This window comes from Streptomyces sp. WAC05374 (genome assembly GCF_004353505.1).
Lineage (GTDB): Bacteria > Actinomycetota > Actinomycetes > Streptomycetales > Streptomycetaceae > Streptomyces.
This window is the reverse complement of record NZ_SMNQ01000002.1, coordinates 1-25,966: the sequence shown is the minus strand read 5'-3', so window position 1 is coordinate 25,966 and position 25,966 is coordinate 1. Positions and strand designations below refer to the sequence as shown.

The following is a 25,966-nucleotide window of genomic DNA, read 5'->3' as shown; positions in this document are numbered from 1 at the left end:
TCAGAAGCCGTGGAGCGCGCCTCCGTCGACGGGGACCATCACGCCCGTCAGGTAGGAGGCCGCCGGGGACAGCAGGAACGCCGCCGTGGTGCCGAACTCCTCCGGGGTGCCGTACCGGCGCAGCGGGATGCGGGACTCGGAGGCCGCGCGTGCCGCCGAGGCGTCCCCGGACAGGGCGTCCAGCTCGCGTACGCGGTCGGTGTCGATGCGGCCGGGGAGCAGACCGACCACGCGGACGCCGCTCGGGCCCAGGTCGTTGGCGAGCGACTTGGCGAAGCCCGCCAGCCCGGGGCGCAGGCCGTTGGAGATGGTGAGGCCCGGGATCGGCTCGTGCACCGAACCGGACAGGACGAACCCGATCACCCCGCCCTCCGGCAGCGCGGCCGCCGCCGCCCGGGCCATCCGCACCGCGCCCAGGAACACCGCGTCGAAGGCGGCCTGCCACTGCTCGTCCGTGTTGTCCGCTCCCCACCCCGGGGCCGGACCGCCCACGCTGATCAGGATGCCGTCGAAGCGCCCGAAGTGCGTCCGGGCGGCACCGATCAGCCGGTCGGCGGCCGCCGGGTCGGCGTTGTCCGCCGCGACGCCCACGGCGGAGGGGCCCAGCCCGGCCGCCGCCTCGGCCACCGCCTTCTCGTCCCGGGCGGAGACGACGACCTTCGCGCCGTCCGCCACCAGGGCGCGCGCCGAGGCATTGCCCAGTCCCCGGGACGCGCCGGTCACGACGTACACACGGTCCTTCAGTCCAAGATCCATGGACCTATCCTGCCGCCTCCTCGCGCGCCAGCGCGAGGGCCGTCCCCACGAGCCCGATGTGACTGAACGCCTGGGGGTAGTTGCCGAGCTGCCGGCCCGCCGTCGCGTCGTACTCCTCGGCGAGCAGCCCCACGTCGTTGCGGAGCGACAGCAGCCGTTCGAACAGCTCCCGCGCCTCCTTCGTCCGGCCCGTCATGCGCAGCGCGTCCGCCATCCAGAACGAGCAGACGAGGAAGGTCCCTTCGTCGCCCGGCAGTCCGTCGACGGGTACGCCCTCGGTGCTGTACCGCAGGATGAAACCGTCATGGCTCAGCTCCGCCCGCACCGCGTCCACCGTGCCCACCACGCGCGGATCGTCCGGCGGCAGGAACCCGACCCGGGGGATCAGGAGCGTCGCCGCGTCCAGTTCCCGGGAGCCGTACGACTGCGTGAAGGTGTTGCGCTCCGGGTCGTACGCCTTCTCGCACACCTCCCTGTGCACCTCGTCGCGCATCGCCCGCCACCGGCTCACGTCGCCGCGCAGCGACGGGTCCTTCTCCAGGGTGCGCACCGCGCGGTCGGCGGCGACCCACGCCATGACCTTGGAGTGCGTGAAGTGGCGGCGCGGCCCGCGCACCTCCCACAGCCCCTCGTCGGGCTGCCGCCAGGTCGACTCCAGGAAGCCCAGCAGGCTGAGCTGGAGGTTCCAGGCGTGCGTCTGCGGGGCCAGCCCCGCCTCGCGCGCCAGGTAGAGGGAGTCGATGACCTCGCCGTACACGTCGAGCTGGAGCTGGCGCACGGCGGCGTTGCCGGTGCGGACCGGCGCCGACCCCGCGTACCCGCGCAGCCACGGCAGCTCCGTCTCCGGCAGCCGGCGCTCGCCCGCGAGCCCGTACATGATCTGGAGGTCCGCCGGGTCACCGGCCACCGCCCGCAGCAGCCAGTCCCGCCACGCCGCCGCCTCGTCCAGGTAGCCCGCCGACAGCAGCGCGCCGAGCGTGAGCGTCGCGTCGCGCAGCCAGCAGTAGCGGTAGTCCCAGTTGCGCACGCCCCCGATGTCCTCGGGCAGCGAGGTCGTGGGCGCGGCGACGATGCCGCCCGTCGGGGCGTACGTCAGCGCCTTCAGGGTGATCAGCGAGCGCATCACGGCCTCGCGGTACGGCCCTTCGTAGGTGCACTGCGCGGCCCAGGACTCCCAGTCCTCCAGCGTGTGCTCCAGCGCCTCGAAGGGGTCGATCAGCGGCGGGCGGGGCCGGTGCGAGGGGTGCCAGGTCAGGACGAAGGCCACCTTCTCTCCCGCGCCGACCGTGAACGACGAGCAGGTGCTGAACTGCTGACCCCACGTCTTCACCTCGGGCTCGCTGCGCAGCCATATGGAGTCCGGGCCGGCGATCGCGACCCGGTGGCCGTCCGTCCGGCGCACCCACGGCACGGCGGACCCGTAGTCGAAGCGCAGGCGCAGCACCGCCGCCATCTCGACCGTGCCGCTGACACCCTCCACGATGCGTACGACATCGGGCGCCTCGTCGCGCTGCGGCATGAAGTCCAGCACCTTGACCGTGCCGGTACGGGTCTCCCAGAGGGACTCCAGGACCAGGGAGTCGCCGACGTAACGCCGCCGCGTGCAGGTGTGCGCGTCCTTGGGGGCGAGCCGCCAGTGGCCGTTGTTCTCGTCGCCGAGCAGCGAGGCGAAGCAGGCCGCCGAGTCGAACCTCGGCAGGCACAGCCAGTCGATCGAACCGTCCCTCCCCACCAGGGCAGCGGTCTGGAGATCGCCGATGAGCGCGTAGTCCTCGATGCGTTGCGTCACGCTCAGGCGTCTTCCCGCACGAACGGACGGCTAAGCAGGACCCTTCGCCGGTCCGGTACGCCGGTCGGGGCGCCGGTGCGGGACGGTGGCCGAAGGCGGCGGCGCCGCTGCGGAACGCCTACGCGGTGGCGTGCGCGGCCGGTTCGGCGTCGCCGGGCGTCGCGGTGCCTTCGGCCGCCGCCTCGCGGTCGCGCCTCTCGCGGCGTACCAGCACCACCCAGCCGACCGGCACGCCCGCCGCGAACAGCCACCACTGCACGGCGTACGCCATGTGCGCGCCGATGGAGTCGTGGTCGGGCTCGGGGATGAGCTCCGGGGTGTCCCCGGCCGGGGCCGGCTCGGTCTGCTCCAGGTAGCCGCCGAGCACCTCGCGACCGAGGCGCTCGGCCTGCTGCTCGCTGTTGATCAGCATGACCTGGCGGGCCGGCAGCCCGCTGAGGTCCTTGATGCCGCTGGCGCCGGTCGTCTCGTCGGCCTTCAGGCGGCCGGTGACGGTCACCTCGCCCCTGGGGGCGGGCGGCACCTCGGGGAAGGACATCTGGTCGGCGGCGGCGGGGATCCATCCCCGGTTCACCAGCACGACGCGGCCGTCGGTGAGGACCAGGGGGGTCAGGACGAGGAAGCCGACCTTGTCGTCGGCGTTGGTCCGGCGGCGTACGACGACCTCGTCGCCCGTGTCGAAGGTGCCGGTGGCGGTGACGCGGCGCCAGTAGTCGGCGCGGGGGACGGTGTGGCCGGGGGAGGTGAGCTCCGTCACGGGGACGGGCTCGGCCTTCAGGTTGTCCTCGATCAGCGCGTTCTGCGTGACCCGGCGCTCATGGCGGTGGAACTGCCAGAAGCCCAGCTCGACCATCACGGGGATGAGGACGAGGGCGATCAGGGTGAGGATCACCCACTGCCGGGACAACAGGAAGCGGTACACGGCTTCGACCGTACCTGTTGCGGTCGGGGACCCCGATGGGGGGTCCCGTCCCGTGCCGGTCACACCTTGTCGACGATGCCCACCTGACCCTTCTCCGCGCGGGCGCAGTGCGCCCCGCAGAACCACTGGCCGTCGGCCTCGACGCCCTGGCCGATGATCTGGACCCGGCAGTGCTCGCAGATGGGCGCCATGCGGTGGATGGCGCAGGCGAAGCAGTCGAAGACGTGCACGGCGCCTTGCGCGTGCACCTCGAAGGACATGCCGTAATCGTTTCCGCAGACCTCACAACGTGCCATGCGCCACAGGGTGCGGTCCGGCGCGCCGCAGGGGGCGGCGAAACGCCCGGCGGTCACCCGTCTGCCTATTCGTCTGCCGGGGCCACGTCACGCAGCAACTGGGTGAAGGCCGCCTCGTCGACGATCGGCGTGCCGAAGGACTTGGCCTTGACCGTCTTGGAGGTCGCGGCGTCCGGGTCGTTCGTCACGAGCAGGCTGGTCAGCCGCGACACGCTCGTCGCCACATGGAGGCCCGCTTCGACGGCCCGGTCCTCCAGCAGCTCGCGGTCGATGGAGGTGTCGCCCGAAAAAGCCACCCGCATGCCCTGCTTGAGTGGTTTGTCCGCTTCGTACCGCCCCGGGTTCGGGTGCGGACAGGCCGGCCGCTTGCGGGACGGCCGCCAGCCGCCCGAGCGGTACGACGCCTGCTGCCCGATGCGGCCCATCGGCGCCGACGCCCACTCGGTGAGCGGCCGGCACTCCAGCAGCGGCAGCCGTACGCCGCGCTCGGCCGCCGCGTGCAGACTCGGGCGGAACGCCTCGGCCAGCACGCGCGCGTCGTCCAGCGCGTTGTGCGCGTGCCGCTGCACGACACCGAAGTGCGCGGCCAGGGTCTCCAGCTTGAAGTTGGACAGCGGCAGCCCCAGCTCCTTGGAGAGGGCGATGGTGCACAGCCGCTGCCGCACCGGGGCCGTCCGCTCCGCCCGTGCGTACTCGCGGGCGATCATCGACCAGTCGAACATGGCGTTGTGCGCGACGAGCACCCGGCCGTCGAGCCGGGCGGAGAACTCCGCCGCCACCTCGGGGAAGAGCGGCGCGCCCTCCAGCACGTCGCTCGTCAGACCGTGGATCCACACCGGCCCCGGGTCGCGCTCGGGGTTGACCAGCGTGTACCAGTGGTCCTCCACCTCGCCCTGCGCGTCCAGCCGGTAGACGGCAGCGGACACTATCCGGTCGTCGCGGGCGAGGCCGGTGGTCTCCACGTCGACGACCGCGTACCCCTGTGTCGGGTAGGCGGTCGGCCACGGTGCTGCTGTCGTACGGTCGTCGAGCATGGTCACTGAGAATAGAGGCCGCCACTGACAGCGGCGCCGCCGGGCATGCCCCGAGGGTGCGCCGCGTTGACGTCCCGGACCCGTGACGCGGTGCCCCGCACGGCAGTTGGGGCGGCCGGGGCGGGCGGGACGACGAGGCGCGCACGGGCCCCCGGCCGCGGTGCGGGGTCAGGCCGTGAGCCACCGGGCGGGGTCGGTGCCCCACCGGCCCGGCGGGCGCGTCCAGTTCGCCGGCCCCCCGTCGTACGCGACCGGGGGCAGGGCGTGCCGCAGCCGGCCCATGGGGCTGTCCGTCTCGACCAGCCGGTGCTCCGGGGCGTGCGCCCGCTCCGGAACCCGCCCGGGCACGGGCCCTGTGGTGAGGCCGTGCACCAGCCAGTGCGCGGTCTGCGTCAGGGCGAGCCGCGCGAGCCACGTCCCGCCGGCACGGGCGCCGTGCCGCTCGGACAGCGCCCGCAGCACGGCGGCGGCCAGCAGGTACCCGGTGCCGTGGTCCAGGGCCTGCGCGGGCAGTGCGCCCGGCTCGCCGCCGGAGCCCTCCAGCAGGGCGATGCCCGTCGCCGCCTGGACCAGGCTGTCGAAGCCGCGCCGCTCGTGCCACGGCCCGTACCGGCCCCACGCCGAAAGCTGGGCGACGACCAGGCCGGGGCGGCGCTCGGTCAGCGCCTCGGGGGAGAGCCCGAACCGGTCCAGCGCGCCGGGCCGGTAACCGGTCACCACCACGTCCGCATCCGCGAGCAGGTCCTCGAACACCCGGCGGTCCGCACCGCGCCCGAGGTCCAGGGTCGTGGACCGCTTGCCCATCCCGGTGTCGTTGTGGGCCTCCTGACTCTCCGGCAGGTGCGGCGCGTCGATCCGCAGGACGTCCGCGCCCAGCAGCGCCAGCGTCCGCGTGGCCACCGGCCCGGCCAGCACACGCGTCAGGTCCAGCACCCGCACCCCGGCACACGGCAGCAGGGGCGCACCGGACATCCGGCTCCACGCGCCCGTGGGCCCCGCCTCCCCGATCCGCTCCAGGGTCAGCAGCGGCTGCCGGGCGACCTGGGCGCCCTGCTCGTGGGCGGCCCACTCCGCCGTGTCGCGCACCGCCACGGCGAGGCCCCCCGCCGCGTACACGGTGTCCTCCACGTCGACGGCGCGGCGCCCCGCGACCGCGTCGGCGACCGCGTCCGCCTCCGCGCCGTCCGGCAGCCCCAGCGCGGCCAGCAGCCGGGACCGGTGGTGCGGGTAGTTGGCATGCGTGCGGACCCACCCGTCGGCCGCCCGCCAGAACCGCGACAGCGGCGCGAACGTCGTCGCCGCCCGGCCGTCCACCCTGACCAGCCGGTCGCTGAGGAACGCGGTGGCCACCGCCCCGTCGTCCAGCCGGACACGCGGCACCGGCCCCCCGGTGCGCACGGCGGTGAGCTCGGCGGCCGCCAGCGAGCACACCGCGACGGTCGCCCGGGCCAGCCCCAGCACGGCCGACCGCGCGGGCAGGCCGTCCGGCGGACCTCCCGACGAGACCCGCTCCAGAAGGTGCGATTCGGCACCCAGTGCCGTCCATGCGTGGCCGATTCCGGCAGGAAGCTCCGTGTCCATCCCCGCACTATGGCACTCAGTGCCACTCAAGGGAACCACACCGCGGGACCCCGCACACGGCAAGGCCCCGCGCGCGGCACCCCACACCGCGCCCGGGGCCCGAGGACCGCACGGACAACCCGTGACCACCGCCCGGTGACCGTCCACCACTGACCCGCAACGGTCACCGGCGCCCGGTCCACCGGCGCACGGTCACCTCCGTACCGCGTCCAGCGCGTCGGTCATGCCCCTGCCGTAGAAGCCGTTGTAGCGGTCGCCGCCCTCGCACACGCCGTCGACCTTGCCGTCGCCGTTGATGTCGTACGGGTTCGTGCACGCCAGGTCGTCGGCCTGCTTGTACAGCAGCGCCTTCACCTCGGCGGCCGAGGCGTGCGGGCGCGTCGACTTGATCAGCGCGGCCACACCGGCCACGTGCGGCGACGCCATCGACGTACCGCCCTTGTAGCCGTACTTGCCGCCCGGCAGCGTCGACAGGATCAGCCCGCTGGTGGCGGGCGCCTCCGGCGGCTGGTACGCCGTCGAGTCGCCGCCCGGGGCGGTGATGTCCACGACCCCCAGGCCGTAGTTCGAGTACGACGCCTTCAGGCTCTTGGCACCGGTCGCGGAGACCGTGACCACACCGTCCAGCATCGCCGGCACGTCCGGGCACATCTCCGGGTCGACGACCCGCTCCACCGGGGTGGTGTCGTTCGGGCTCGTGGTGTCCACGATCTCGTCCGCCGCCAGGTCCGTACGGGCGTTGCCGGCCGCGGCGACGTTCACCGCGCCCTTGCGCTCGGCGTACCGCGTGGCGCGCTGCAACGCCTCCACCAGGGCGCCCTGGTCGAGGTCGTTCTTGCACGTGTACAGCCACGGGTCGACGTAGTAGCTGTTGTTGGTGACCTCGACGCCGTGCTCGGCGGCCCAGACGAAGCCGCAGACGACGGACTCGGTGTAGAAGAACCCGTCGGGGTTGGACACCTTGATGCCGGAGACCTTCACGCCCGGGGCGACACCCGTGACGCCGACGCCGTTCTTCGCGGCGGCGATCGTGCCGGCCACGTGCGTGCCGTGGTCGCTCTCGCCGGGGCCGGGCCGCCAGGATCCCTCGGCGGTGTCGGGCGCGCCGGTCACGCAGTTCGCGGAGGCCGCGCGGTCGAAGTTGGGCGCGAGGTCCGGGTGGGTGTCGTCCACGCCCGTGTCCAGGACGGCGACGGTGACCTTCTTGCTGCCCAGGGTCTTCTCGTGCGCCTTGTCGGCCTTGATGGCCGGCAGGTCCCACTGGAGGGGCTCGAACGGGTCCTGGTCCGTGGACGCCCGGCTCGCGGCCGCCCGCGCCTCCTGGGCGGTCAGCGGCTGCTCGGCACCGATGTCGGTGGTGCGCTGGGCGGCGAGCGGCGCGGTCCGCGTGGCGCCCGCCGACTTCACCCCCCGTACCTGCCGGATGGTCCTGGCGAAGTCCGGGTTCTGCGAGTGGACGACGATGACGCCGATCTGGTCATAGGCGAACACCACCGTGCCGCCCGCCTCGGATATCGCCTTCTTCACCGCCGCACGGGTGGAGTGACCACCCGTCACATTCACGACGTACGACAGCTTCGGACCGTTCGTGGCGACGGCCGCGGCCGGCGCCTCGTCCATCGGGGCCGCCGAGGCCGCGCCGACCGGCAGCAGACCGAGCGAGGCCGTGAGCGCCAGACCGGCCGGCAGCGCGAGTATGCGGCCGCGTCCGGATCCCAGATGAGCCATGGGTTCTCCACATCATCCGTGACGTCCGCCCGCACACCGGGTGCGTGTGGGCGGGTACATGACGAGCGAAGCTATCGCCGATCATCCCGGCCCATCAATGGCTTGGGAGGAGATCGGGAGAAAGGAAGAGCGGAAGAGCGCCGGACGGGAGCGGGTGGAGAGCCGTAAGGGAGCCGGTCAAGAGCCGCGAGAGGGCCGGACGGGAGCCGGACGAGAGAAAGACGCCCCAGGTGAACCGCGTCGCCATGGCTTCCGTGCCGTTGTCAGGGGAGGAGCACACGCCAGTGACCGCCCCCCGACCATGAGGTTCTTGTCCATGCCCAGCGCACCCGCGTCGCGAGGAGTTTCCGTGGTTACCGATGCACCGCCGCCCGAGGGCGGTACGGACAGCAGTCCCGCCCAGCCCACGACGGAGTCGTTCGTCGAGGTGCAGGAGAGTGCGGAATTCGGCGAACTGCGCCGCACGTACCGCTCCTTCGCCTTCCCCCTGACCATCGCCTTCATCGCCTGGTACCTGCTGTACGTGCTGCTGTCCAACTACGCGGGCGGCTTCATGGGGACCAAGGTGTTCGGCAACATCAACGTGGCACTGGTCCTCGGCCTCGGCCAGTTCCTGACCACCTTCCTCATCGCCTGGTTCTACTCCCGGCACGCCGCCGAGAAGCTCGATCCCAGGGCCGATGCCATCAAGTCCCGTATGGAGGCCGACGCATGAGCACCACGACCGGCACCGTCCTGCTGGCGGCCGCGTCCGACGCCTCGGAGCACCGGCCGCTGATCATCACCCTGTTCGCGGCGTTCGTCGTCGCGACGCTCTTCATCACCGTCTGGGCCGGCCGCCAGACCAAGAACGCCTCCGACTTCTACGCGGGCGGCCGCCAGTTCACCGGCTTCCAGAACGGCCTCGCCATCTCCGGCGACTACATGTCCGCCGCGTCGTTCCTCGGCATCGCGGGCGCCATCGCCCTGTTCGGGTACGACGGGTTCCTCTACTCCATCGGCTTCCTGGTCGCCTGGCTGGTCGCCCTGCTCCTGGTCGCCGAGCCGCTGCGCAACTCCGGCCGGTACACCATGGGCGACGTCCTCGCCTACCGGATGCGCCAGCGCCCCGTCCGTACCGCCGCGGGCACCTCCACCATCGTCGTCTCGATCTTCTACCTGCTCGCCCAGATGGCGGGCGCGGGCGTCCTCGTCTCGCTGCTGCTCGGCATCACCTCCGACGGCGGCAAGATCGCGATCGTCGCCCTCGTCGGCATCCTGATGATCGTGTACGTGACCATCGGCGGCATGAAGGGCACCACCTGGGTGCAGATGGTCAAGGCCGTCCTGCTCATCGCGGGCACCCTGCTCATCACCTTCCTGATCCTGCTGAAGTTCGGCTTCAACCTGTCCGACCTGCTCGGAACCGCCGCCGCCAACAGCGGCAAGGGATCGGCCTTCCTCGAGCCGGGCCTCAAGTACGGCGCCACCGGGACCTCGAAGCTGGACTTCATCTCGCTCGGCATCGCGCTGGTGCTCGGCACGGCGGGACTGCCGCACATCCTGATCCGCTTCTACACGGTGCCCACGGCGAAGGCCGCCCGTAAGTCGGTCAACTGGGCCATCGGCATCATCGGCGCCTTCTACCTGATGACCATCGTGCTCGGCTTCGGCGCCGCCGCCCTGCTCAAGCCCGGCGACATCATCGCCTCCAACAAGGCGGGCAACACGGCGGCCCCGCTGGCCGCCCTGGAGATCGGCGGCGGTGGCGGCTCCACGGGCGGCGCGATCCTGCTCGCGGTGATCTCCGCCGTGGCCTTCGCCACCATCCTCGCCGTCGTCGCGGGCCTCACCCTCGCCTCGTCGTCGTCCTTCGCGCACGACATCTACGCAAACGTCATCCGCAAGGGGAAGGCCACGGAGAAGGAGGAGGTGCGCGCCGCCCGCTGGGCGACCGTCCTCATCGGCATCGTCTCCATCGCCCTCGGCGCGCTGGCCCGCGACCTCAACGTCGCCGGCCTGGTCGCCCTGGCCTTCGCGGTGGCGGCCTCCGCCAACCTGCCGACCATCCTCTACAGCCTGTTCTGGAAGCGCTTCACCACCCAGGGCGCCCTGTGGTCCATCTACGGCGGTCTCACCGCGTCCGTGGCGCTCGTGCTGTTCTCGCCGGTCGTCTCCGGCAAGCCCAGCTCGATGTTCCCCGACGCCGACTTCGCCTGGTTCCCGCTGGAGAACCCCGGCCTGATCTCCATCCCGCTCGGCTTCCTGCTCGGCTGGCTCGGCTCCCTGCTGTCCAAGGAGGAGCCGGACAAGGGCAAGTACGCGGAGCTGGAGGTCAAGTCCCTCACCGGTGTCGGAGCGCACTGACCCGCACACCCTGTGCCACCGCACGCGGCCGCGCCGTGGGGATCGTCGTAGATCCCTACGACGCGGCCGCTCCGCTGCTGTGGACAATGGCCCGTGTTGTTGTCGGTGGGGTCACGTAGGCTCCTTGATATACGGAACCTGGTAACCGGGGGAGGCGCCCACAGTGCTGATCGACACCTACGGCCGCGTGGCCACTGACCTGCGCGTCTCGCTCACCGACCGGTGCAATCTGCGGTGCACGTACTGCATGCCCGAAGAAGGCCTGCAGTGGCTCGCCAAGCCCGATCTGCTCACGGACGACGAGATCGTCCGCCTGGTGGACATCGCCGTCACCGAGCTCGGCATCACCGAGGTCCGCTTCACCGGCGGCGAGCCGCTCCTGCGCCCCGGCCTGGTGGGGATCGTCGAGCGCTGCGCCGCCCTCGAGCCCCGCCCCAAGATGTCCCTGACCACCAACGGCATCGGGCTCAGGCGCACCGCGAGCGCCCTGAAGGCCGCCGGTCTGGACCGGGTCAACGTCTCCCTCGACACCCTGCGCCCCGACGTCTTCAAGACCCTGACCCGCCGCGACCGCCACAAGGACGTCCTGGAGGGCCTTCAGGCCGCCCGGGACGCCGGGCTCACCCCGGTCAAGGTCAATTCCGTCCTCATGCCGGGGCTCAACGACGACGAGGCGCCCGACCTGCTCGCCTGGGCCGTGGAGAACGACTACGAGCTGCGCTTCATCGAGCAGATGCCGCTCGACGCCCAGCACGGCTGGAAGCGCGACGGCATGATCACCGCCGGGGACATCCTGGAGTCGCTGCGTACGCGCTTCACGCTCGACCCGGAGCCCGACGAGGCCCGTGGCTCGGCGCCCGCCGAGCGCTGGATCGTCGACGGCGGGCCGCACCGGGTGGGCGTCATCGCCTCCGTCACCCGGCCCTTCTGCCGGGCCTGCGACCGCACCAGGCTCACGGCCGACGGCCAGGTGCGCACCTGCCTGTTCGCCCAGGAGGAGACGGACCTGAGGGCCGCGCTGCGCTCGGACGCGCCGGACGAGGAGATCGCCCGCATATGGCGGCTCGCCATGTGGGGGAAGAAGGCGGGCTCCGGACTGGACGACCCGAGCTTCCTCCAGCCCGAGCGCCCGATGTCGGCGATAGGCGGCTGAACGGCCGCCCCCGGCCCGTCCGGTCACTGACCGGTCGCGGCCCGATCGCCGACTCGACGTGGGGCGGTCACTGACCGGACGGGGCCGGACGCGACTCCCACTCGGCGAGCGTGACCACGTCCTTCAGGAACCCCCGCACGCCCAGGAACTGGGACAGGTGCTCGCGGTGCTCGTCACACGCCAGCCAGGTCTTGCGCCGCTCAGGGGTGTGCAGCTTCGGGTTGTTCCACGCCAGCACCCACACCGCCGCGGTACGGCAGCCCTTGGCGGAACAGATCGGGGTGGTGGTCTCGTCGCTCACAACACGTCCAAACAAAGGCCCGAACAAAGGCGACGCCGGGCAGCCACGGGGGGAGCTGCCCGGCGTCGGTCCGTCGCTCCGACGGGGGATGCGGAGCGCCTACGAAGTATGTCACGGGGACCGGGGTCGAGTGCACTGAAACCACATGATTGATCTGAGCTTTTCTTGAGCTTTGCAGACCGGTGACGGCTCAGCTCTGCTCGTACTCGCGTTCCCGGCGCGGCGTCCCGTCCTGCCGGCGATCCTCCGGTACGGATTCCGCGGCGGGCTCCGCGTCCGCCCCGGCGGCCTGTCCCGCGGCCTCTTCCGCCGCCGGTCCGGCAGCCCGTTCCGAGGCGCGCCCCGAGGCGGCTCCCGCGGCCTCCTCCGCCACCGGTCCGGCGTCCGCCGTACTGCCCGGCGTCAGCACAGGGCGCTCGACCACGGGGGCCGGCACGAAGCTCTGCGGCGGCGGAGGAGCCGTCTCCCGGCCCGCGTTGGCGATGACCACCGCGACGTACGGCAGCACCGCGCCCAGCACCAAAGCCACGATCGCCACGTGCCGCTCGACGTTCCAGAGGGAGGCGGCCGCGATCACCGCGAGCGTACGCACCGACATGGAGATGACGTAGCGCCGCTGCCGGCCACGCACGTCGTCCGCCAGGCCCTGGCGGGCACCGGTGATCCGGAAGACCTCGTCGCTCCCGTGCTTCCGCATCACGTTCCACCACCCGACGTCCGCGCCGGTCGCTCCCGGACCGGCTTGCTTCCACGGTACGCCCGCCCTCAGCCGGGGACGAGACCGGGTCACCCCTCACCAGGGCGGACACCCCCGGCCCTCCCACGTACGGAGCCGTCCGACATGCGCCGTACGCCAGGTGGGCCGAGACTTGTCGGGAGTGCTCACGTGGTTCCGTACCGAGGAGGCAGCCATGGGCTGGTTGTGGGCGATTATCGTCGGATTCGTACTGGGTCTGCTGGCCAAGGCGATCCTGCCGGGAAAGCAGCACAGCCCGCTGTGGCTGGTCACCATCCTCGGCATCATCGGCGGCATCGCCGGCAACGCCCTCGCCAGGGCGTTCGGCATCGAGGCCACCCCGGGCATCGACTGGGGCAGGCACGCCCTCCAGGTCGTGGCGGCGGTCGTCATCGTGGGCCTCGGCGACATGCTCTACATGTCGACGCGCGGCAGCAAACGCCGCGCCTGACCCACGACGAGAGGCGGCGCCCCGGGTGCTCCACGCACCCCGGGCGCCGCCTCGGCCGAGACGGGAAGCCGCGTCAGCCCGCGACGACCTCGATCGCCGCCAGGTTCTTCTTGCCGCGCCGCAGCACCAGCCAGCGCCCGTGCAGCAGCTCGTCCGCCGACACCACGGAGTCCTCGGCGGTGACCTTGACGTTGTTCACGTACGCGCCACCCTCCTTGATCGTGCGCCGCGCCGCCGACTTGCTCGGCGCCAGACCGACCTCCGCGAAGAGGTCCGCCACCGGGCCCGGCTCGGCGACCCGGGCGTGCGGCAGCTCCGCGAGCGCCGCGGCCAGCGTCGAGGCGTCCAGCTCCGCCAGCTCGCCCTGGCCGAACAGCGCCTTCGAGGCGGCGATCACCGCGGCGCACTGCTCGGCGCCGTGCACCAGCGTCGTCAGCTCCTCCGCGAGCGCGCGCTGCGCGGTACGGGCCTGCGGACGCTCCTCGGTGACCTTCTCCAGCTCCTCCAGCTCCTCACGGCTCTTGAAGCTGAGGATGCGCATGTAGGTCGAGATGTCCCGGTCGTCCACGTTCAGCCAGAACTGGTAGAACGCGTACGGCGTGGTCATCTCCGGGTCCAGCCAGACGGCCCCGCCCTCGGTCTTGCCGAACTTGGTGCCGTCCGACTTGGTCATCAGCGGGGTCGCCAGCGCGTGCACCTGGGCGTGCGGCTCCAGCCGGTGGATCAGGTCCAGGCCCGCCGTGAGGTTGCCCCACTGGTCGCTGCCGCCCTGCTGGAGCACACAGCCGTAGCGCCGGTACAGCTCCAGGAAGTCCATGCCCTGGAGGAGCTGGTAGCTGAACTCCGTGTAGCTGATGCCCTCCTGCGACTCCAGCCGCCGGGCGACCGAGTCCTTGGTGAGCATCTTGTTGACACGGAAGTGCTTGCCGATGTCCCGCAGGAACTCGATCGCGGTCATGCCCGCGGTCCAGTCCAGGTTGTTGACCATGACCGCGGCGTTCTCGCCCTCGAAGGACAGGAACGGCTCGATCTGCGAGCGCAGCCGCGTCACCCACTGGGCGACGGTCTCCGGATCGTTCAGGGTGCGCTCCGCCGTCGGGCGCGGGTCACCGATCTGGCCCGTCGCCCCGCCCACCAGCGCCAGCGGCCGGTGCCCGGCCTGCTGGAGCCGGCGGACGGTGAGCACCTGCACCAGGTGCCCGACGTGCAGACTCGCCGCGGTCGGGTCGAAGCCGCAATAGAACGTGACCGGACCGTCCGCGAGAGCCTTGCGCAGAGCGTCCTCGTCGGTGGACTGGGCGAACAGCCCGCGCCACTTCAGCTCGTCGACGATGTCCGTCACGGTGTCGTGTCTCCTTGAACGATTCCAGTGAGCGTTGGTGCAACGGTGCGGCGATGCGGACCAACGGTGTGCACGCCAGTCTATGGGGGTCACACGCCCTGGCTGACCGAACTCATGTTGAAGTCCGGCACCCGCAGCGGCGGCATCGCGGCCCGGGTGAAGTAGTCGCTCCACTCGCGCGGCAGCGTCCGCTCCGTCCGGCCCGCCTCCGTCGCCCGGGACAGCAGGTCCACCGGCGACTCGTTGAACCGGAAGTTGTTCACCTCGCCGACGACCTCGCCGTTCTCCACCAGGTACACGCCGTCCCTGGTCAGCCCGGTCAGCAGCAGCGTCGCCGGGTCGACCTCGCGGATGTACCACAGACAGGTCAGCAGCAGCCCGCGCTCCGTGGCCGCGACCATGTCCTCCAGCGACCGCTCGCCACCGCCGTCCAGGACCAGGTTGCCGATCCCCGGGGTCACGGGCAGACCGGTGAGACCGGCGCTGTGCCGCGTGGTGATCAGGCGCTCCAGCCGGCCCTGCCGCACCCAGTCGGTCGGCGCCAGCGGCAGCCCGTTGTCGAACACGGACGAGTCGTCGCCCGACGCGTGGGCGATCACGAACGGCGCCGACTCCAGGCCGGGCTCGTTCGGGTCGCTGCGCAGCGTCAGCGGCAGCGGGGAGAGCGTCTCGCCGATGCGGGTGCCGCCGCCCGGCTTGGAGAAGACGGTGCGCCCCTCCGCCGCGTCCCGGGCGGCCGACGACCAGAGCTGGTAGATCAGCAGGTCCGCCACGGCGGTGGGCGGCAGCAGCGTCTCGTACCGCCCGGCGGGCAGCTCGATCCGCCGCTCGGCCCAGCCCAGGCGCTGCGCCAGCTCGGCGTCCAGCACGGTCGGGTCGACGTCCTTGAAGTCCCGCGTCGAGCGGCCGGCCCACGCCGAGCGCGTCCGGTCCGGCGACTTGGCGTTGAGCTCCAGCGTCCCGGCCGGCTGGTCGTGCCGCAGCCTCAGCCCCGTGGACGTACCCAGGTAGGTGGACGTCAGCTCGTGGTTGGCGAAGCCGTACAGCTCCCGGCCGCCGGCCCGGGCCCGGCCGAACGCCTCGCCCAGCGCGGGCGCGAAGTCCGCGAACACCGCCGACGAGGTCTCGGCGGGCGCGTCCCGGAAGTCGGGCGACGCCTCCCCGCCGGTCACCAGCGGCTGGGCGTCCTCGGCCGGCCCGGCGCCCCGCGCGGCGGCCTCGGCCGCCCGTACCAGCGGCTCCAGCTCCTCGGCGGTGACCGCCGAGCGGGACACCACACCGGACGCGGTGCCCTCCGCCCCGTCGACGGTGGCGATCACGGTGAGGGTCCGGCCGCGCGTGACACCGTTGGTGGTCAGCGCGTTCCCGGCCCAGCGCAGGTTGGCGGAGGAGTGCTCGTCCGCGATGACGACACACCCGTCCGCGCGGGACAGCTCCAGCGCCCGCTCGACGATCTCGTACGGCTTCGCTACGGGGCTCATCGGCCACCCTCCTGCGCGGTGTTAAGGATGTTCACGCCCCGGAACAGGGCCGAGGGGCAGCCGTGCGAGACCGCCGCGACCTGGCCCGGCTGGGCCTTGCCGCAGTTGAAGGCCCCGCCCAGGACGTACGTCTGCGGGCCGCCGACCTTCTCCATGGAGCCCCAGAAGTCCGTCGTCGTCGCCTGGTACGCGACGTCCCGGAGCTGACCGGCCAGCCGCCCGTTCTCGATCCGGAAGAACCGCTGACCGGTGAACTGGAAGTTGTACCGCTGCATGTCGATCGACCACGAACGGTCGCCGACCACGTAGATCCCGCGCTCCACGCCGCCGATCAGGTCCTCGGTCGACAGCCCGCCCGGCTCCGGCTGCAACGACACGTTCGCCATGCGCTGCACCGGCACGTGACCCGGCGAGTCGGCGTACGCACAGCCGTTGGACCGGCCCAGGCCCGTCAGCTTCGCGATCCGCCGGTCGAGCTGGTAGCCGACGAGCGTGCCGTCCTTGACCAGATCCCAGCTCTGCGCCTCGACACCCTCGTCGTCGTACCCGATCGTGGCCAGCCCGTGCTCGGCGGTCCGGTCACCCGTCACGTTCATGATCGGAGAGCCGTACACCAGCTTGCCGAGCTGGTCGAAGGTGGCGAACGACGTCCCCGCGTACGCCGCCTCGTACCCCAGCGCCCGGTCCAGCTCCGTGGCGTGCCCGATCGACTCGTGGATCGTCAGCCACAGGTTCGACGGGTCGACGACCAGGTCGTAGGTCCCCGCCTCCACGCTCGGGGCGCGCATCTTCTCGGCGAGCAGCTCGGGAATCCGCTCCAGCTCCGCGTCCCAGTCCCAGCCGGTCCCGGTCAGGTACTCCCAGCCGCGCCCGACCGGCGGCGCGATCGTCCGCATCGAGTCGAACTCACCCGTCGACCCGTCCACCGCGACCGCCGTGAGCTGCGGATGCAGCCGCACGCGCTGCTGCGTGGTGACCGTCCCGGCGGTGTCCGCGTAGAACTTGTTCTCGTGGACGGTCAGCAGGGTGGCGTCCACGTGCGCCACCCCGTCCGCGCGCAGCAGCCGCGCGCTCCACTCCGCCAGCAGCCCGCTCTTCTCCGCGTCCGGCACGGCGAAGGGGTCGATCTCGTACGACGACACCCACGTCCGGTCCGCGTGCACCGGCTCGTCGGCCAGCTCCACCCGCTCGTCGGAGCCCGCCGACGCGAGCACCTTCGCGGACAGCTTCGCCATGGCCACCGCCTGCGAGGCCACCTTGGCGGCCGCGTCCATGGACAGGTCGACCCCGGAGGCGAACCCCCACGCCCCGCCGTGCACCACGCGCACCGCGTACCCGAGGTCGGTGGTGTCCGACGATCCGGCGGGCTTGGCGTCCCGCAGCCGCCACGAGGCGCTGCGCACCCGCTCGAAACGGAAGTCGGCGTGCTCGGCGCCGAGCGCCCTGGCCCGCGCGAGCGCCGCGTCGGCGAGCGCCCGCAGCGGCAGCGCCGTGAAGGCTTCGTCGATGGAATGAGGCACGAATGTCTCCTGTCGTATGAGACCGGTCGCCCCGATCATGTCGCGCCGCACGGCCTCGTGCCCAGTGCTTTCCGGGGGGCTTTCTGTAGGGACCCGACAGTGACACCCGTACGCCACTGTCAGGGGTCGATTCTCCGTAGCGGGGGCCGGACCGATAGGTTTCCGAGGTACCACACCGCTATGGAAAGGGTGATCCGTTGAGCCGCTCGGTTCTCGTCACCGGAGGTAACCGGGGCATCGGCCTCGCCATCGCCCGCGCTTTCGCCGACGCAGGCGACAAGGTCGCGATCACGTACCGCTCCGGCGAACCCCCGGAGGGGTTCCTGGCCGTCCGGTGCGACATCACCGACGCCGAGCAGGTGGAGCAGGCCTACAAGGAGATCGAGGAGAAGCACGGTCCGGTGGAGGTGCTGGTGGCCAACGCCGGCGTCACCAAGGACCAGCTCCTGATGCGCATGTCCGAGGAGGACTTCACCTCCGTCCTCGACACCAACCTCACCGGCACCTTCCGGGTCGTCAAGCGTGCCAACCGCGGCATGCTGCGCGCCAAGAAGGGCCGTGTCGTGCTGATCTCCTCCGTGGTCGGCCTGCTGGGCTCCGCGGGGCAGGCGAACTACGCCGCCTCCAAGGCCGGACTGGTCGGCTTCGCCCGCTCCCTCGCCCGCGAGCTGGGCTCGCGCAACATCACCTTCAACGTCGTCGCACCCGGCTTCGTCGACACCGACATGACCAAGGTGCTGACCGACGAGCAGCGCGCGAACATCGTGTCGCAGGTGCCGCTCGGCCGCTACGCGCAGCCCGACGAGATCGCCGCCGCGGTCCGCTTCCTGGCGTCCGACGACGCCTCGTACATCACCGGAGCCGTCATCCCCGTTGACGGCGGATTGGGCATGGGTCACTGAGTCACATGAGCGGAATTCTCGAGGGCAAGCGCGTCCTGATCACCGGAGTGCTGATGGAGTCCTCCATCGCCTTCCACACCGCCAAGGTGGCCCAGGAGCAGGGCGCCGAGGTCATCCTGACGGCCTTCCCCCGGCCCACGCTGACCGAGCGCATCGCCAAGAAGCTCCCCAAGCCGGCCAAGGTCATCGAGCTGGACGTCACCAACGACGAGCACCTGGCCCGCGTCGAGGACGTGGTGCGCGAGGAGCTCGGCGGCCTTGACGGCGTCGTCCACTCCATCGGTTTCGCCCCGCAGGACGCGCTGGGCGGCAACTTCCTCAACACGCCGTTCGAGTCGGTCGCCACCGCGATGCACGTCTCGGCGTTCTCGCTGAAGTCGCTGACCATGGCCTGCCTGCCGCTGATGCAGAACGGCGGCTCGGTCGTCGGTCTGACCTTCGACGCGCAGTTCGCCTGGCCGCAGTACGACTGGATGGGCCCGGCCAAGGCCGCCCTGGAGGCCACCAGCCGCTATCTGGCCCGTGACCTCGGCAAGCAGAACGTGCGCTGCAACCTGATCTCGGCGGGCCCGATCGGCTCCATGGCCGCCAAGTCCATCCCGGGCTTCACCGAGCTGGCGAAGGTGTGGGACGAGCGCTCCCCGCTCCAGTGGGACATGGCCGACCCGGAGCCGGCCGGCCGCGGCGTCGTCGCGCTGCTGTCGGACTTCTTCCCGAAGACGACCGGCGAGATCGTCCACGTCGACGGCGGCGTGCACATCATGGGCGCCTGACCCCCCCGGCCCGCGAGGCCGCGCACCGCTCCGGGGGAGCGGTGCGCGGCTTTCGTGTGTGCGAACGCGTGTACGGTGCGCAGCGCTCCGAGTCGAAGAGTCACCGATCTCGCGGCAGACTGGTGCAGAACGGATATTCGCGTCCGTCTCCGGGGAGGAGGTGTGGCTGTGCGTCCCCAGCGCCGAGCACAACACCGTCGGGCGGTGGCCCTGACCGCCACCGCGGCCCTGCTGTCGGGGCTCGCCCTCAGTGCCCAGGCGTACGCCGCCGAGCGGGACGCGTACCTCGCCTCGTGCCGTACGGCGGTCGAGGGCTCCCGCGTCACCGCGTACTGTCACAACCCCTATCCGGGCACGGACCGCGTCCAACTGCACGTCGAGTGCGCCCGGTGGTGGGACATCGACTCCGACAGCGCGCCCGTCGACGTGGGGCCCACGGCCTACGCCGAGCTGACCCAGCGGTGCTGGAAAGAGGTCGGCGGCGCCTGGATCACCCACCGGCCCCTGCCGGGTCGCCGCTGAGAGGCCCGGGTCAGTCGTCGGCCCCCGGTCGCCGCTGAGAGACCCGGGTCAGCCGCCGGTCGCTGCCGGGTCGCCGCTGAGGAGGCCGGGGTCAGTCGCCGGCCCTTGCCCGGTCGCCGCTGAGGCAGACGAACGGGTAGCCGGCCGCCTCGGCGGCCGCCGCGTCCGCGTCGCCGGACCGGATCGCCTCCACCAGCCGGCCGTGGTCCATGTGGTTCTCCGGCCGCAGCTCCTGGCCCACGTCGTCGCGCAGCCAGTCCCGCAGCAGATGCCCCAGGTCCGCATAGAGCTCGGACATGACGTCGTTGTGCGAGGCGGCGACCACCGCCAGGTGGAACGTCGCGTCCGCCGCGACGAACCGCTCCGCGTCGCCCGCCGCCCACGCCTCCTCGCGCCTGGCCAGCAGGGCGTCCAGTTGCCTGAGGTCCCGCTCCGTACGGCGCTCGGCGGCCAGCCTTGCGGCCGACGACTCCAGGGTGGAGCGCAGCTCGGCGATGTGGCGGGGGTCGGCGGAGGCGAACCGCCGGTGCATCACCCCGGCCAGCTCGCTGGTGGCGATGACGTACGTGCCCGAGCCCTGGCGGATGTCCAGCAGGCCGTTGTGCGCGAGCGCCCGGACCGCCTCGCGGACCGTGTTGCGGGCCACGCCGAGCTGCTCGACCAGCTCCGGTTCGGTGGGGATGCGGGAGCCGACCGGCCACTCGCCCGAGGTGATCTGGTTCCGTAGCTCGGCGATCACCTGGTCGGAGAGCGCGGACCGGCGGGGAGAGCTGAGCGCCATGGTGTTCCCTGGCTCCTTAGGCGGAGGGCTCGACAGGACGGGCTCGTACGAGGACAAGGCTCGGACGGGGACGATTGGACACCCAATCATCCCATGATTCTATGATGGGCCCCATGTCCGACGAGCCGCAGACCCGAACCAAGACCCAGACCCTCGCACCCCGCACCCCGTCGCCCACCCCCTCCGGGGCCGTGTCACGCTCGAAGGCCCCGGTCTGGCTCACCCGGCTGCTCATGGTCGGGCTGGTCCTCGCTGCGCTCAACCTCCGCCCCGCCATCACCAGTCTCGGCGCCCTTCTGGAAGAGGTACGGGAAGGGCTCCACATGAGCGGCGGAGTCGCCGGCGTCCTCACCTCCGTACCGCCGCTGTGTTTCGCCATCTTCGGCATCACCGCGCCCCGGCTCGCCCGCCGCTTCGGACCCGGGACCATCGTGCTCGCCGGCATGGCGGCCATCACCGCCGGCCTGGTCATCCGGCCCTTCACGGGCGGCACGGCCGCCTTCCTGGCCGCCAGCGCGCTCGCCCTGATGGGCATAGCCGTCAGCAACGTCCTCATGCCGGTGATCGTCAAGCGGTACTTCCCCGACCGCGTGGGCACCATGACGGGCCTGTACTCCATGGCCCTCGCCCTGGGCACCTCCCTCGCCGCCGCCGCGACCGTCCCGCTCACGGACGCGCTCGGCGGCGACTGGCGCACCGGCCTGGCCGTGTGGGCGGTCCTCGGCGTCCTCGCCATCGCGGCCTGGCTGCCGCTGGTACGGGACCGGGGCCGCGGTACCGCGCACGCCCCGGCGGCCGAGGAGAAGGACGCCCCGGCACCCCGCATCACCCGGAGCCGAACGGCCTGGGCGCTCGGCTGCTTCTTCGGGCTCCAGGCCACGGGCGCGTACATCACCATGGGCTGGATGCCGCAGATCTTCCGCGACGCCGGGGTCTCCGCCGGCACGGCCGGGGTCCTGCTCGCCGTGACCATGGTGATGGGCGTTCCGCTCGCCTTCGTCATCCCCAAGCTGGCCACGCGGATGAAGAACCAGGGCCCCATCGTCGTCGCCCTGGGCCTGTGCGGACTGAGCGGGTACGCGGGCCTCCACCTCGCCCCCGCGGCCGGCGCGTGGGCCTGGGCCCTGCTGCTCGGCGTCTCCAACTGCGCCTTCCCGCTCGCCCTCACCATGATCGGCATGCGGTCGCGCACCAGTGGCGGGGTCGTGCGCCTGTCGGCCTTCGCACAGAGCGTCGGCTACCTGATCTCCATCCCCGGACCGACCCTGGTCGGCACCCTCTACGAGCACAGCGGCGGCTGGGAGACCCCCCTGACGCTGATGGCGGGGCTGATGGTGCCGCAGATGATCGTGGGCGTCATCGCCGGACGGGACCGGACGATCGAGGACGAAGCCTGAGGTGCGAGACTTGGCCCATGCAGCCTGTGCTCGACCCCAATCCCCAGAACGGCCAGAAGAAGCTTCTCATCGTGCTGGGCACGATGCTGGCGATCGGCGTGGTCATCGGAATCATCGCCTCCCTCGCCTCACCGTGAGGCGCCGCCCCGGGACGCCGTGACACCGCCCCTTGGCGCCCCCCGGGGGATGGTGGGGCTGGCCCCACCATCCCCTAGGGGGCCAGGCTCAGGGTCACGTGGGTGGCTTACCGGATGGGCTGAGCAGCCCATGATCCGTAACGTGGAAGCCACTTCGACCACGGCATCACGGACCCACCCACGGAGGCGGCCATGTCGGCCCGTACGCACCAGCGATGGACGCACGCCCCCAGCAGCGGCGCCGGCACCCGGCTGCCGTGGTGGGGCGTGGCCCTGCCCGCGCTCGCCTTCGCCGTCCTCTTCGCCCTGATAACCGGGGGTGCCGAGGCGCACGCGGCGGGTGGTGACCCGGCGGTCGGCCGGATCCTCCAGCAGATCCAGCACACGCTCGCCCGGTAGGCGGGCGAGCTCGTCAACACCCACCGCTCCCTGGCCTGTTTCATGCGAAGCTGGGGACCATGAGCGTCGATACACCCCGCAGGATCGTGCTACTCCGGCATGCGAAGGCCGACTGGCCCCAGGTGTCCGACCATGAGCGGCCGCTCGCCGAGCGAGGCCGCAAGGACGCCCCCGTGGCCGGCCGGCGCCTCGCCGAGACCGGAATCACCTTCGATCTGGCCCTGTGCTCGACCGCGGCCAGGACCCGCGAGACCTGGAAACTGGCGGTCCAGGAACTGCCCCAGCGGCCCAAGACCGTGTACGAGGAGCGGCTCTACGAAGCCTCACTCGGCGACATCCTCGCCCTGCTCAACGAAACACCCGAGGATGTGAACGACCTCCTGGTCATCGGCCACAACCCCGGCATGCACGCCGTGGCCGACGCACTCGCCGGCCAGGCCGAGGGGGACACCCTCGTCCGTATGAACCGGGGCGGCTTCCCGACCTCCGCCTTCGCCGTCGTCGGCTTCGGCGGGTCGTGGAAGTCCGTGGAGCACGGCGTGGGCAAGCTGCTCAGCTACTGGGCGCCCCACGAGTGACCCTGGCGCGCACACGGGCGAAGGCCCGGACGCCGAGGGGCGTCCGGGCCTTCCCGCAGCGGGTACGTCCCCAGGGCCACCGCCCGTACTAGTCCACGTGGGCGTCCGCGGCCTCGACCTCTTCGCGGGTGATGCCCAGCAGGTACAGCACCGTGTCCAGGAACGGCACGTTCACCGCGGTGTGGGCCGCCTCGCGCACCACCGGCTTGGCGTTGAAGGCCACGCCCAGCCCGGCGGTGTTCAGCATGTCCAGGTCGTTGGCCCCGTCGCCGATCGCCACCGTCTGGGCGAGCGGTACGCCGGCCTCGGTGGCGAACCGGCGCAGCAGCCGCGCCTTGCCCGCCCGGTCGACGATCTCGCCCGTCACCCGTCCCGTCAGCTTGCCGTCCACGATCTCCAGCGTGTTGGCCGACGCGAAATCCAGCCCCAGACGGACCTTCAGGTCGTCCGTGACCTGGGTGAAGCCGCCCGACACCACACCGACCTGGTAGCCGAGCCGCTTGAGCGTACGGATCAGCGTCCGCGCGCCCGGCGTCAGCCGGACCTCCGCCCGCACCTTGTCCACGACCGACTCGTCCAGCCCGGCGAGCAGCGCCACCCGCGCGTGCAGGGACTGCTCGAAGTCCAGCTCGCCGCGCATCGCCCGCGCCGTCACCTCGGCGACCTGGTCCTCGCACCCGGCGTGGGCCGCGAAGAGCTCGATCACCTCGTCCTGGATGAGCGTGGAGTCCACGTCCATGACGACCAGCCGCTGCGCCCTGCGGTGCAGCCCTGCCGACACCACCGCCACATCGACACCGATCGCGTGGGCCTGGGTGGCCAGCGCGGTGCGCAGCGGTGACGTCTCCACGCCCGACACGGCGAACTCCACGGCCGTCACCGGGTACTTCGCCAGCCGGAAGATACGGTCGATGTTGCCGCCCGCGCCGGTGATGGTGGCCGCTATGGCCGCCGTGTCCTCGGCCGTCAGCGGGTGCCCCAGCACGGTGACGTGCGACCGCCCGGAGCCGCGCGGCCGGTTGTCACCCGTACCGGAGATGATCTCCGCCTGGAGCTTCAGGGACTCCGCCCAACTGTGCACGGTGGCGCGCAGCTCCCCCTCGGTGCTCACGGTCGGCTCCGTGACGAGCGCGCACAGGACGATGCGGCCACGGGTGACGACTTGCTCGATGTCGACCACGTCGACGGAGAAGGCGGCCAGGGTGTCGAACAGCCCAGCGGTGATCCCGGGGCGGTCCTTCCCGAAGATCTTGACGAGAAGGGTGGGAACGTCAGAGGTCTGCGATGCGCTCATGGTCCCTCCACCGTATCGGCCCCGGCGCGCCGGGTCGCGCCCCGTCCCGCCCAGCGGACAGGCACCGCCCCGCGCACCCGCCCGAACACCGCCCGCCCCGCACCCGCCCGGCCCGGCTCACCCGCACGCCGCCCGCCCCGCGCTCGCCCGGGCCAGCTCACCCGCCAGCCCGCACCCGCCAGCCCGCACCCGCCCGGCCCGGCTCACCCGCCCGGGCCGGCTCCCGGCTCACCCCCTCGGCCCGGCTCACCCGCCCGGCGGCTCCTGCCCTGGCCGCCGCCCGTCCCCCCACCCCTCCGGCGGGGTACCCGGGTCCGGCAGCCGGAGGTACGGGTTCGTATCCGGGTTCGGCGGCCGGTACGGCACCGAGGGGCGGTACGGCCCCGCGACACCCGGCGCCCCCGGGCCCCACCACGGCAGCGGCACCGCCCGGGGCGCCGGTGGCACCCCCGCCCCGCGCCCCGCCACGCCCGCCCCGTGCGCCAGCAGAGCCCCGGCGGCGCCCGCCGCCACGCCCCACCCCGCGCCCAGCAGCAGCGCCATGGCCCCATCGCCCCGCAGCTCCACGCTCCCGTCCACGGCGCCCACCCCGTCGACCGCGCCGACCCCCTCCACCCCCGCCCCCCACACCGAGAGCGACGCGTCCGCCGACCCGCCCACCGACCACACCGCCAGGGGCAGCCCCACCGCCGCCACCGCCCCCAGCCGCACCGCGCACCGCCCCGCGAACGCCACCGCGCCCAGCCCGCCCCGTGCCGTGCGCACCGCGCTCAGTACCCCGGCCCCCAGCATCAGCAGCCCCGCGGCGACCACCAGGAGCCACACGCCCCGCTCCACCCCGGCCAGCCGCGCGACCGTCACCGTCTCGCCGGACGACACCCGCAGCAACTCGACCAGGGGCTCCGGCAGCACCCCCGCCAGGCCACCCGACGCCCGCCCCTCCCAGGGGACGAAGAGCCCGAGGCCGACCCCCAGCCACACCCCGTTCGGCGCGCCGAGCAGCGCGGCGCCCACCACCCGCCCCGGATGCCCGCCGCCGACCGCCGCCCATCCCGCCGCCGCCCACCCCGCGGCCACGGCCACCACCGCGGCCGTCACCAGTGCGGAGGCGCCGGGTCGTACCACCCGCCGTACCGCGTCCCAGCCGCGCCCCGGCGGCAGCGGCGAACGGGGCGACGCGAACAGGGCGAGCACCAGCACCCCCGCCACCCACAGCAGCGCACCCGCCAGCGAGTCGATCGCGTCCACCCGGTAGCCGACCGACGCCTCCACGGGCAGCACCGAACCCCCGCCGACCGTGATGACGTCCCGGCCCAGCCACGCCAGCCCACCGACCGCCGCCACGAAGAGCGCGGCCAACACCCCGGCCCGGGTTGCGAGTTCGCCACCGGACACGTACGCCGGTCCCGCCGCCGCCCGCAACGACCGCAGGAAGACGTACGACAGGACCAGCGCCCCGGTCAGTCCCACGCCCAGCGGCGTGACGTCCAGGGCCGACTCGGCCACCGCGCCTTCCACGCCCGCGACGGACACACCGCCCCACGGCGTCACGGAACCGCCCACCCCGAGCGCCACCACGGCCGCCGTCAACGGCCCCAGTCCGACCTCCCCCGACCGCCCCCCCCCCCACGCCCCCCCCCCCCCCCCCCCCCCCGCCCCCGCCCCCCCCCCCCCCCCCCCCCCCCCCCCCCCCCCCCCCCCCCCCCCCCCCCCCCCCCTCCCCCCCCCCCCCCCCCCCCCCCCCCCC

Annotated in this window: 26 protein-coding genes; 11 read left to right on the top strand and 15 right to left on the bottom strand. The window is 72.5% G+C overall.

The annotated features are described in order from the left end of the window. From E2B92_RS05095 to E2B92_RS05065, 7 genes are all read right to left on the bottom strand, one after another. The gene (locus E2B92_RS05095; protein ID WP_126885516.1) at nucleotides 1-756 is read right to left on the bottom strand and encodes an SDR family oxidoreductase; all 756 of its coding nucleotides are present in this window, start codon (nucleotides 754-756) and stop codon (nucleotides 1-3) included. Between the two features lie 4 nt (nucleotides 757-760). Then, entirely contained in the window at nucleotides 761-2,545 is a 1,785-nt protein-coding gene (locus E2B92_RS05090; protein ID WP_126885517.1) for a glycoside hydrolase family 15 protein, read from the bottom strand. A gap of 118 nt (nucleotides 2,546-2,663) precedes the next feature. Beyond that, complete coding sequence (locus tag E2B92_RS05085) at nucleotides 2,664-3,467, bottom strand: SURF1 family cytochrome oxidase biogenesis protein (RefSeq protein WP_126885518.1); 804 nt, start codon at nucleotides 3,465-3,467, stop codon at nucleotides 2,664-2,666. Nucleotides 3,468-3,526: 59 nt separating this feature from the next. After that, nucleotides 3,527-3,763 carry a hypothetical protein gene (locus E2B92_RS05080; protein ID WP_064071372.1) on the bottom strand — a complete coding sequence of 79 codons (237 nt, stop codon included), beginning with the start codon at nucleotides 3,761-3,763 and terminating at the stop codon, nucleotides 3,527-3,529. A gap of 65 nt (nucleotides 3,764-3,828) precedes the next feature. Then, nucleotides 3,829-4,803 carry a DEDDh family exonuclease gene (locus tag E2B92_RS05075; RefSeq protein WP_126885519.1) on the bottom strand — a complete coding sequence of 325 codons (975 nt, stop codon included), beginning with the start codon at nucleotides 4,801-4,803 and terminating at the stop codon, nucleotides 3,829-3,831. 162 nt (nucleotides 4,804-4,965) lie between these two features. Next, nucleotides 4,966-6,378 (bottom strand): CoA transferase, encoded by a 1,413-nt coding sequence (locus E2B92_RS05070; RefSeq protein WP_126885520.1) that lies wholly within the window; start codon nucleotides 6,376-6,378, stop codon nucleotides 4,966-4,968. Between the two features lie 192 nt (nucleotides 6,379-6,570). Further along, nucleotides 6,571-8,106 (bottom strand): S8 family peptidase, encoded by a 1,536-nt coding sequence (locus tag E2B92_RS05065; RefSeq protein WP_126885521.1) that lies wholly within the window; start codon nucleotides 8,104-8,106, stop codon nucleotides 6,571-6,573. Between the two features lie 349 nt (nucleotides 8,107-8,455). On the opposite strand from E2B92_RS05065, the gene E2B92_RS05060 reads away from it, so the two are divergent. From E2B92_RS05060 to moaA, 3 genes are all read left to right on the top strand, one after another. Next, a complete protein-coding gene (locus E2B92_RS05060) occupies nucleotides 8,456-8,821 on the top strand; it encodes a DUF485 domain-containing protein (protein ID WP_126885522.1) in 366 nt (121 codons plus the stop codon). Next, nucleotides 8,818-10,452: a solute symporter family protein gene (locus E2B92_RS05055; RefSeq protein WP_126885523.1), complete on the top strand. Its 1,635-nt coding sequence runs from the start codon at nucleotides 8,818-8,820 to the stop codon at nucleotides 10,450-10,452. The genes E2B92_RS05060 and E2B92_RS05055 overlap by 4 nt, the downstream gene beginning before the upstream one ends. Before the next feature lie 163 nt (nucleotides 10,453-10,615). Further along, nucleotides 10,616-11,605, top strand: a complete 990-nt coding sequence (moaA, locus tag E2B92_RS05050; RefSeq protein WP_126885524.1) for a GTP 3',8-cyclase MoaA — start codon at nucleotides 10,616-10,618, stop codon at nucleotides 11,603-11,605. A gap of 67 nt (nucleotides 11,606-11,672) precedes the next feature. Here moaA and E2B92_RS05045 read toward each other — a convergent pair whose 3' ends face one another. Both E2B92_RS05045 and E2B92_RS34080 read right to left on the bottom strand, forming a co-directional pair. After that, the gene (locus E2B92_RS05045; protein WP_126885525.1) at nucleotides 11,673-11,906 is read right to left on the bottom strand and encodes a hypothetical protein; all 234 of its coding nucleotides are present in this window, start codon (nucleotides 11,904-11,906) and stop codon (nucleotides 11,673-11,675) included. Between the two features lie 190 nt (nucleotides 11,907-12,096). Continuing rightward, nucleotides 12,097-12,603: a DUF3099 domain-containing protein gene (locus tag E2B92_RS34080; RefSeq protein ID WP_126885526.1), complete on the bottom strand. Its 507-nt coding sequence runs from the start codon at nucleotides 12,601-12,603 to the stop codon at nucleotides 12,097-12,099. A gap of 214 nt (nucleotides 12,604-12,817) precedes the next feature. Here E2B92_RS34080 and E2B92_RS05035 point away from each other — a divergent pair, with 214 nt between their 5' ends. Continuing rightward, a complete protein-coding gene (locus E2B92_RS05035; RefSeq protein ID WP_126885527.1) occupies nucleotides 12,818-13,093 on the top strand; it encodes a GlsB/YeaQ/YmgE family stress response membrane protein in 276 nt (91 codons plus the stop codon). A gap of 73 nt (nucleotides 13,094-13,166) precedes the next feature. Here E2B92_RS05035 and tyrS read toward each other — a convergent pair whose 3' ends face one another. The 3 genes from tyrS to E2B92_RS05020 form a co-directional block, all read right to left on the bottom strand. Beyond that, on the bottom strand, nucleotides 13,167-14,435 hold the full coding sequence (gene tyrS, locus E2B92_RS05030) for a tyrosine--tRNA ligase (protein ID WP_126885528.1): 1,269 nt from the start codon (nucleotides 14,433-14,435) through the stop codon (nucleotides 13,167-13,169). A gap of 89 nt (nucleotides 14,436-14,524) precedes the next feature. After that, nucleotides 14,525-15,916: a metallopeptidase TldD-related protein gene (locus E2B92_RS05025; protein ID WP_126885529.1), complete on the bottom strand. Its 1,392-nt coding sequence runs from the start codon at nucleotides 15,914-15,916 to the stop codon at nucleotides 14,525-14,527. After that, on the bottom strand, nucleotides 15,913-17,475 hold the full coding sequence (locus tag E2B92_RS05020; RefSeq protein ID WP_443070251.1) for a TldD/PmbA family protein: 1,563 nt from the start codon (nucleotides 17,473-17,475) through the stop codon (nucleotides 15,913-15,915). Before E2B92_RS05020 ends, E2B92_RS05025 begins: the two co-directional genes overlap by 4 nt. 158 nt (nucleotides 17,476-17,633) lie before the next feature. On the opposite strand from E2B92_RS05020, the gene fabG reads away from it, so the two are divergent. The 3 genes from fabG to E2B92_RS05005 all read left to right on the top strand — a co-directional run bounded on the left by fabG (nucleotide 17,634) and on the right by E2B92_RS05005 (nucleotide 19,633). Further along, nucleotides 17,634-18,338 (top strand): 3-oxoacyl-[acyl-carrier-protein] reductase, encoded by a 705-nt coding sequence (gene fabG / locus E2B92_RS05015; protein WP_126885531.1) that lies wholly within the window; start codon nucleotides 17,634-17,636, stop codon nucleotides 18,336-18,338. Nucleotides 18,339-18,343: 5 nt separating this feature from the next. Next, nucleotides 18,344-19,111: an enoyl-ACP reductase FabI gene (gene fabI / locus E2B92_RS05010; protein ID WP_126885532.1), complete on the top strand. Its 768-nt coding sequence runs from the start codon at nucleotides 18,344-18,346 to the stop codon at nucleotides 19,109-19,111. 204 nt (nucleotides 19,112-19,315) lie between these two features. Next, entirely contained in the window at nucleotides 19,316-19,633 is a 318-nt protein-coding gene (locus E2B92_RS05005) for a hypothetical protein (protein ID WP_399431618.1), read from the top strand. A 91-nt stretch (nucleotides 19,634-19,724) separates the two neighbouring features. Here E2B92_RS05005 and E2B92_RS05000 read toward each other — a convergent pair whose 3' ends face one another. Then, on the bottom strand, nucleotides 19,725-20,414 hold the full coding sequence (locus E2B92_RS05000) for a FadR/GntR family transcriptional regulator (RefSeq protein WP_126885533.1): 690 nt from the start codon (nucleotides 20,412-20,414) through the stop codon (nucleotides 19,725-19,727). Between the two features lie 113 nt (nucleotides 20,415-20,527). On the opposite strand from E2B92_RS05000, the gene E2B92_RS04995 reads away from it, so the two are divergent. The 4 genes from E2B92_RS04995 (at nucleotide 20,528) to E2B92_RS04985 (ending at nucleotide 22,925) form a co-directional block, all read left to right on the top strand. Beyond that, entirely contained in the window at nucleotides 20,528-21,811 is a 1,284-nt protein-coding gene (locus tag E2B92_RS04995) for a CynX/NimT family MFS transporter (protein WP_126885534.1), read from the top strand. Nucleotides 21,812-21,828: 17 nt separating this feature from the next. Further along, a complete protein-coding gene (locus E2B92_RS33755; protein ID WP_260604351.1) occupies nucleotides 21,829-21,948 on the top strand; it encodes an SGM_5486 family transporter-associated protein in 120 nt (39 codons plus the stop codon). Between the two features lie 192 nt (nucleotides 21,949-22,140). Next, the gene (locus E2B92_RS04990; RefSeq protein ID WP_126885535.1) at nucleotides 22,141-22,347 is read left to right on the top strand and encodes a hypothetical protein; all 207 of its coding nucleotides are present in this window, start codon (nucleotides 22,141-22,143) and stop codon (nucleotides 22,345-22,347) included. A 59-nt stretch (nucleotides 22,348-22,406) separates the two neighbouring features. Beyond that, nucleotides 22,407-22,925, top strand: coding sequence for a SixA phosphatase family protein (locus E2B92_RS04985; RefSeq protein ID WP_126885536.1), 519 nt, complete (start codon nucleotides 22,407-22,409; stop codon nucleotides 22,923-22,925). Nucleotides 22,926-23,013: 88 nt separating this feature from the next. Here the strand turns inward: E2B92_RS04985 and serB are convergent, their stop codons facing one another. Then, nucleotides 23,014-24,219 (bottom strand): phosphoserine phosphatase SerB, encoded by a 1,206-nt coding sequence (serB, locus tag E2B92_RS04980; protein WP_126885537.1) that lies wholly within the window; start codon nucleotides 24,217-24,219, stop codon nucleotides 23,014-23,016. Between the two features lie 246 nt (nucleotides 24,220-24,465). Continuing rightward, nucleotides 24,466-25,809, bottom strand: a complete 1,344-nt coding sequence (locus tag E2B92_RS32620) for a streptophobe family protein (RefSeq protein WP_160159736.1) — start codon at nucleotides 25,807-25,809, stop codon at nucleotides 24,466-24,468. Nucleotides 25,810-25,966: the final 157 nt, after the last annotated feature.

Coding starts and splice junctions, on each gene's coding strand:
- E2B92_RS33755 (WP_260604351.1), top strand. CDS start 21,829: ATGCAGCCTGTGCTCGACCCCAATCCCCAGAACGGCCAGAAGAAGCTT.
- E2B92_RS05020 (WP_443070251.1), bottom strand. CDS start 17,475: ATGATCGGGGCGACCGGTCTCATACGACAGGAGACATTCGTGCCTCAT.
- E2B92_RS05070 (WP_126885520.1), bottom strand. CDS start 6,378: ATGGACACGGAGCTTCCTGCCGGAATCGGCCACGCATGGACGGCACTG.
- E2B92_RS05025 (WP_126885529.1), bottom strand. CDS start 15,916: ATGAGCCCCGTAGCGAAGCCGTACGAGATCGTCGAGCGGGCGCTGGAG.
- E2B92_RS04995 (WP_126885534.1), top strand. CDS start 20,528: ATGTCCGACGAGCCGCAGACCCGAACCAAGACCCAGACCCTCGCACCC.
- fabI (WP_126885532.1), top strand. CDS start 18,344: ATGAGCGGAATTCTCGAGGGCAAGCGCGTCCTGATCACCGGAGTGCTG.
- E2B92_RS04985 (WP_126885536.1), top strand. CDS start 22,407: ATGAGCGTCGATACACCCCGCAGGATCGTGCTACTCCGGCATGCGAAG.
- E2B92_RS05080 (WP_064071372.1), bottom strand. CDS start 3,763: ATGGCACGTTGTGAGGTCTGCGGAAACGATTACGGCATGTCCTTCGAG.
- E2B92_RS05000 (WP_126885533.1), bottom strand. CDS start 20,414: ATGGCGCTCAGCTCTCCCCGCCGGTCCGCGCTCTCCGACCAGGTGATC.
- E2B92_RS05065 (WP_126885521.1), bottom strand. CDS start 8,106: ATGGCTCATCTGGGATCCGGACGCGGCCGCATACTCGCGCTGCCGGCC.
- E2B92_RS05035 (WP_126885527.1), top strand. CDS start 12,818: ATGGGCTGGTTGTGGGCGATTATCGTCGGATTCGTACTGGGTCTGCTG.
- E2B92_RS04990 (WP_126885535.1), top strand. CDS start 22,141: ATGTCGGCCCGTACGCACCAGCGATGGACGCACGCCCCCAGCAGCGGC.
- E2B92_RS05055 (WP_126885523.1), top strand. CDS start 8,818: ATGAGCACCACGACCGGCACCGTCCTGCTGGCGGCCGCGTCCGACGCC.
- E2B92_RS05095 (WP_126885516.1), bottom strand. CDS start 756: ATGGATCTTGGACTGAAGGACCGTGTGTACGTCGTGACCGGCGCGTCC.
- serB (WP_126885537.1), bottom strand. CDS start 24,219: ATGAGCGCATCGCAGACCTCTGACGTTCCCACCCTTCTCGTCAAGATC.
- E2B92_RS34080 (WP_126885526.1), bottom strand. CDS start 12,603: ATGCGGAAGCACGGGAGCGACGAGGTCTTCCGGATCACCGGTGCCCGC.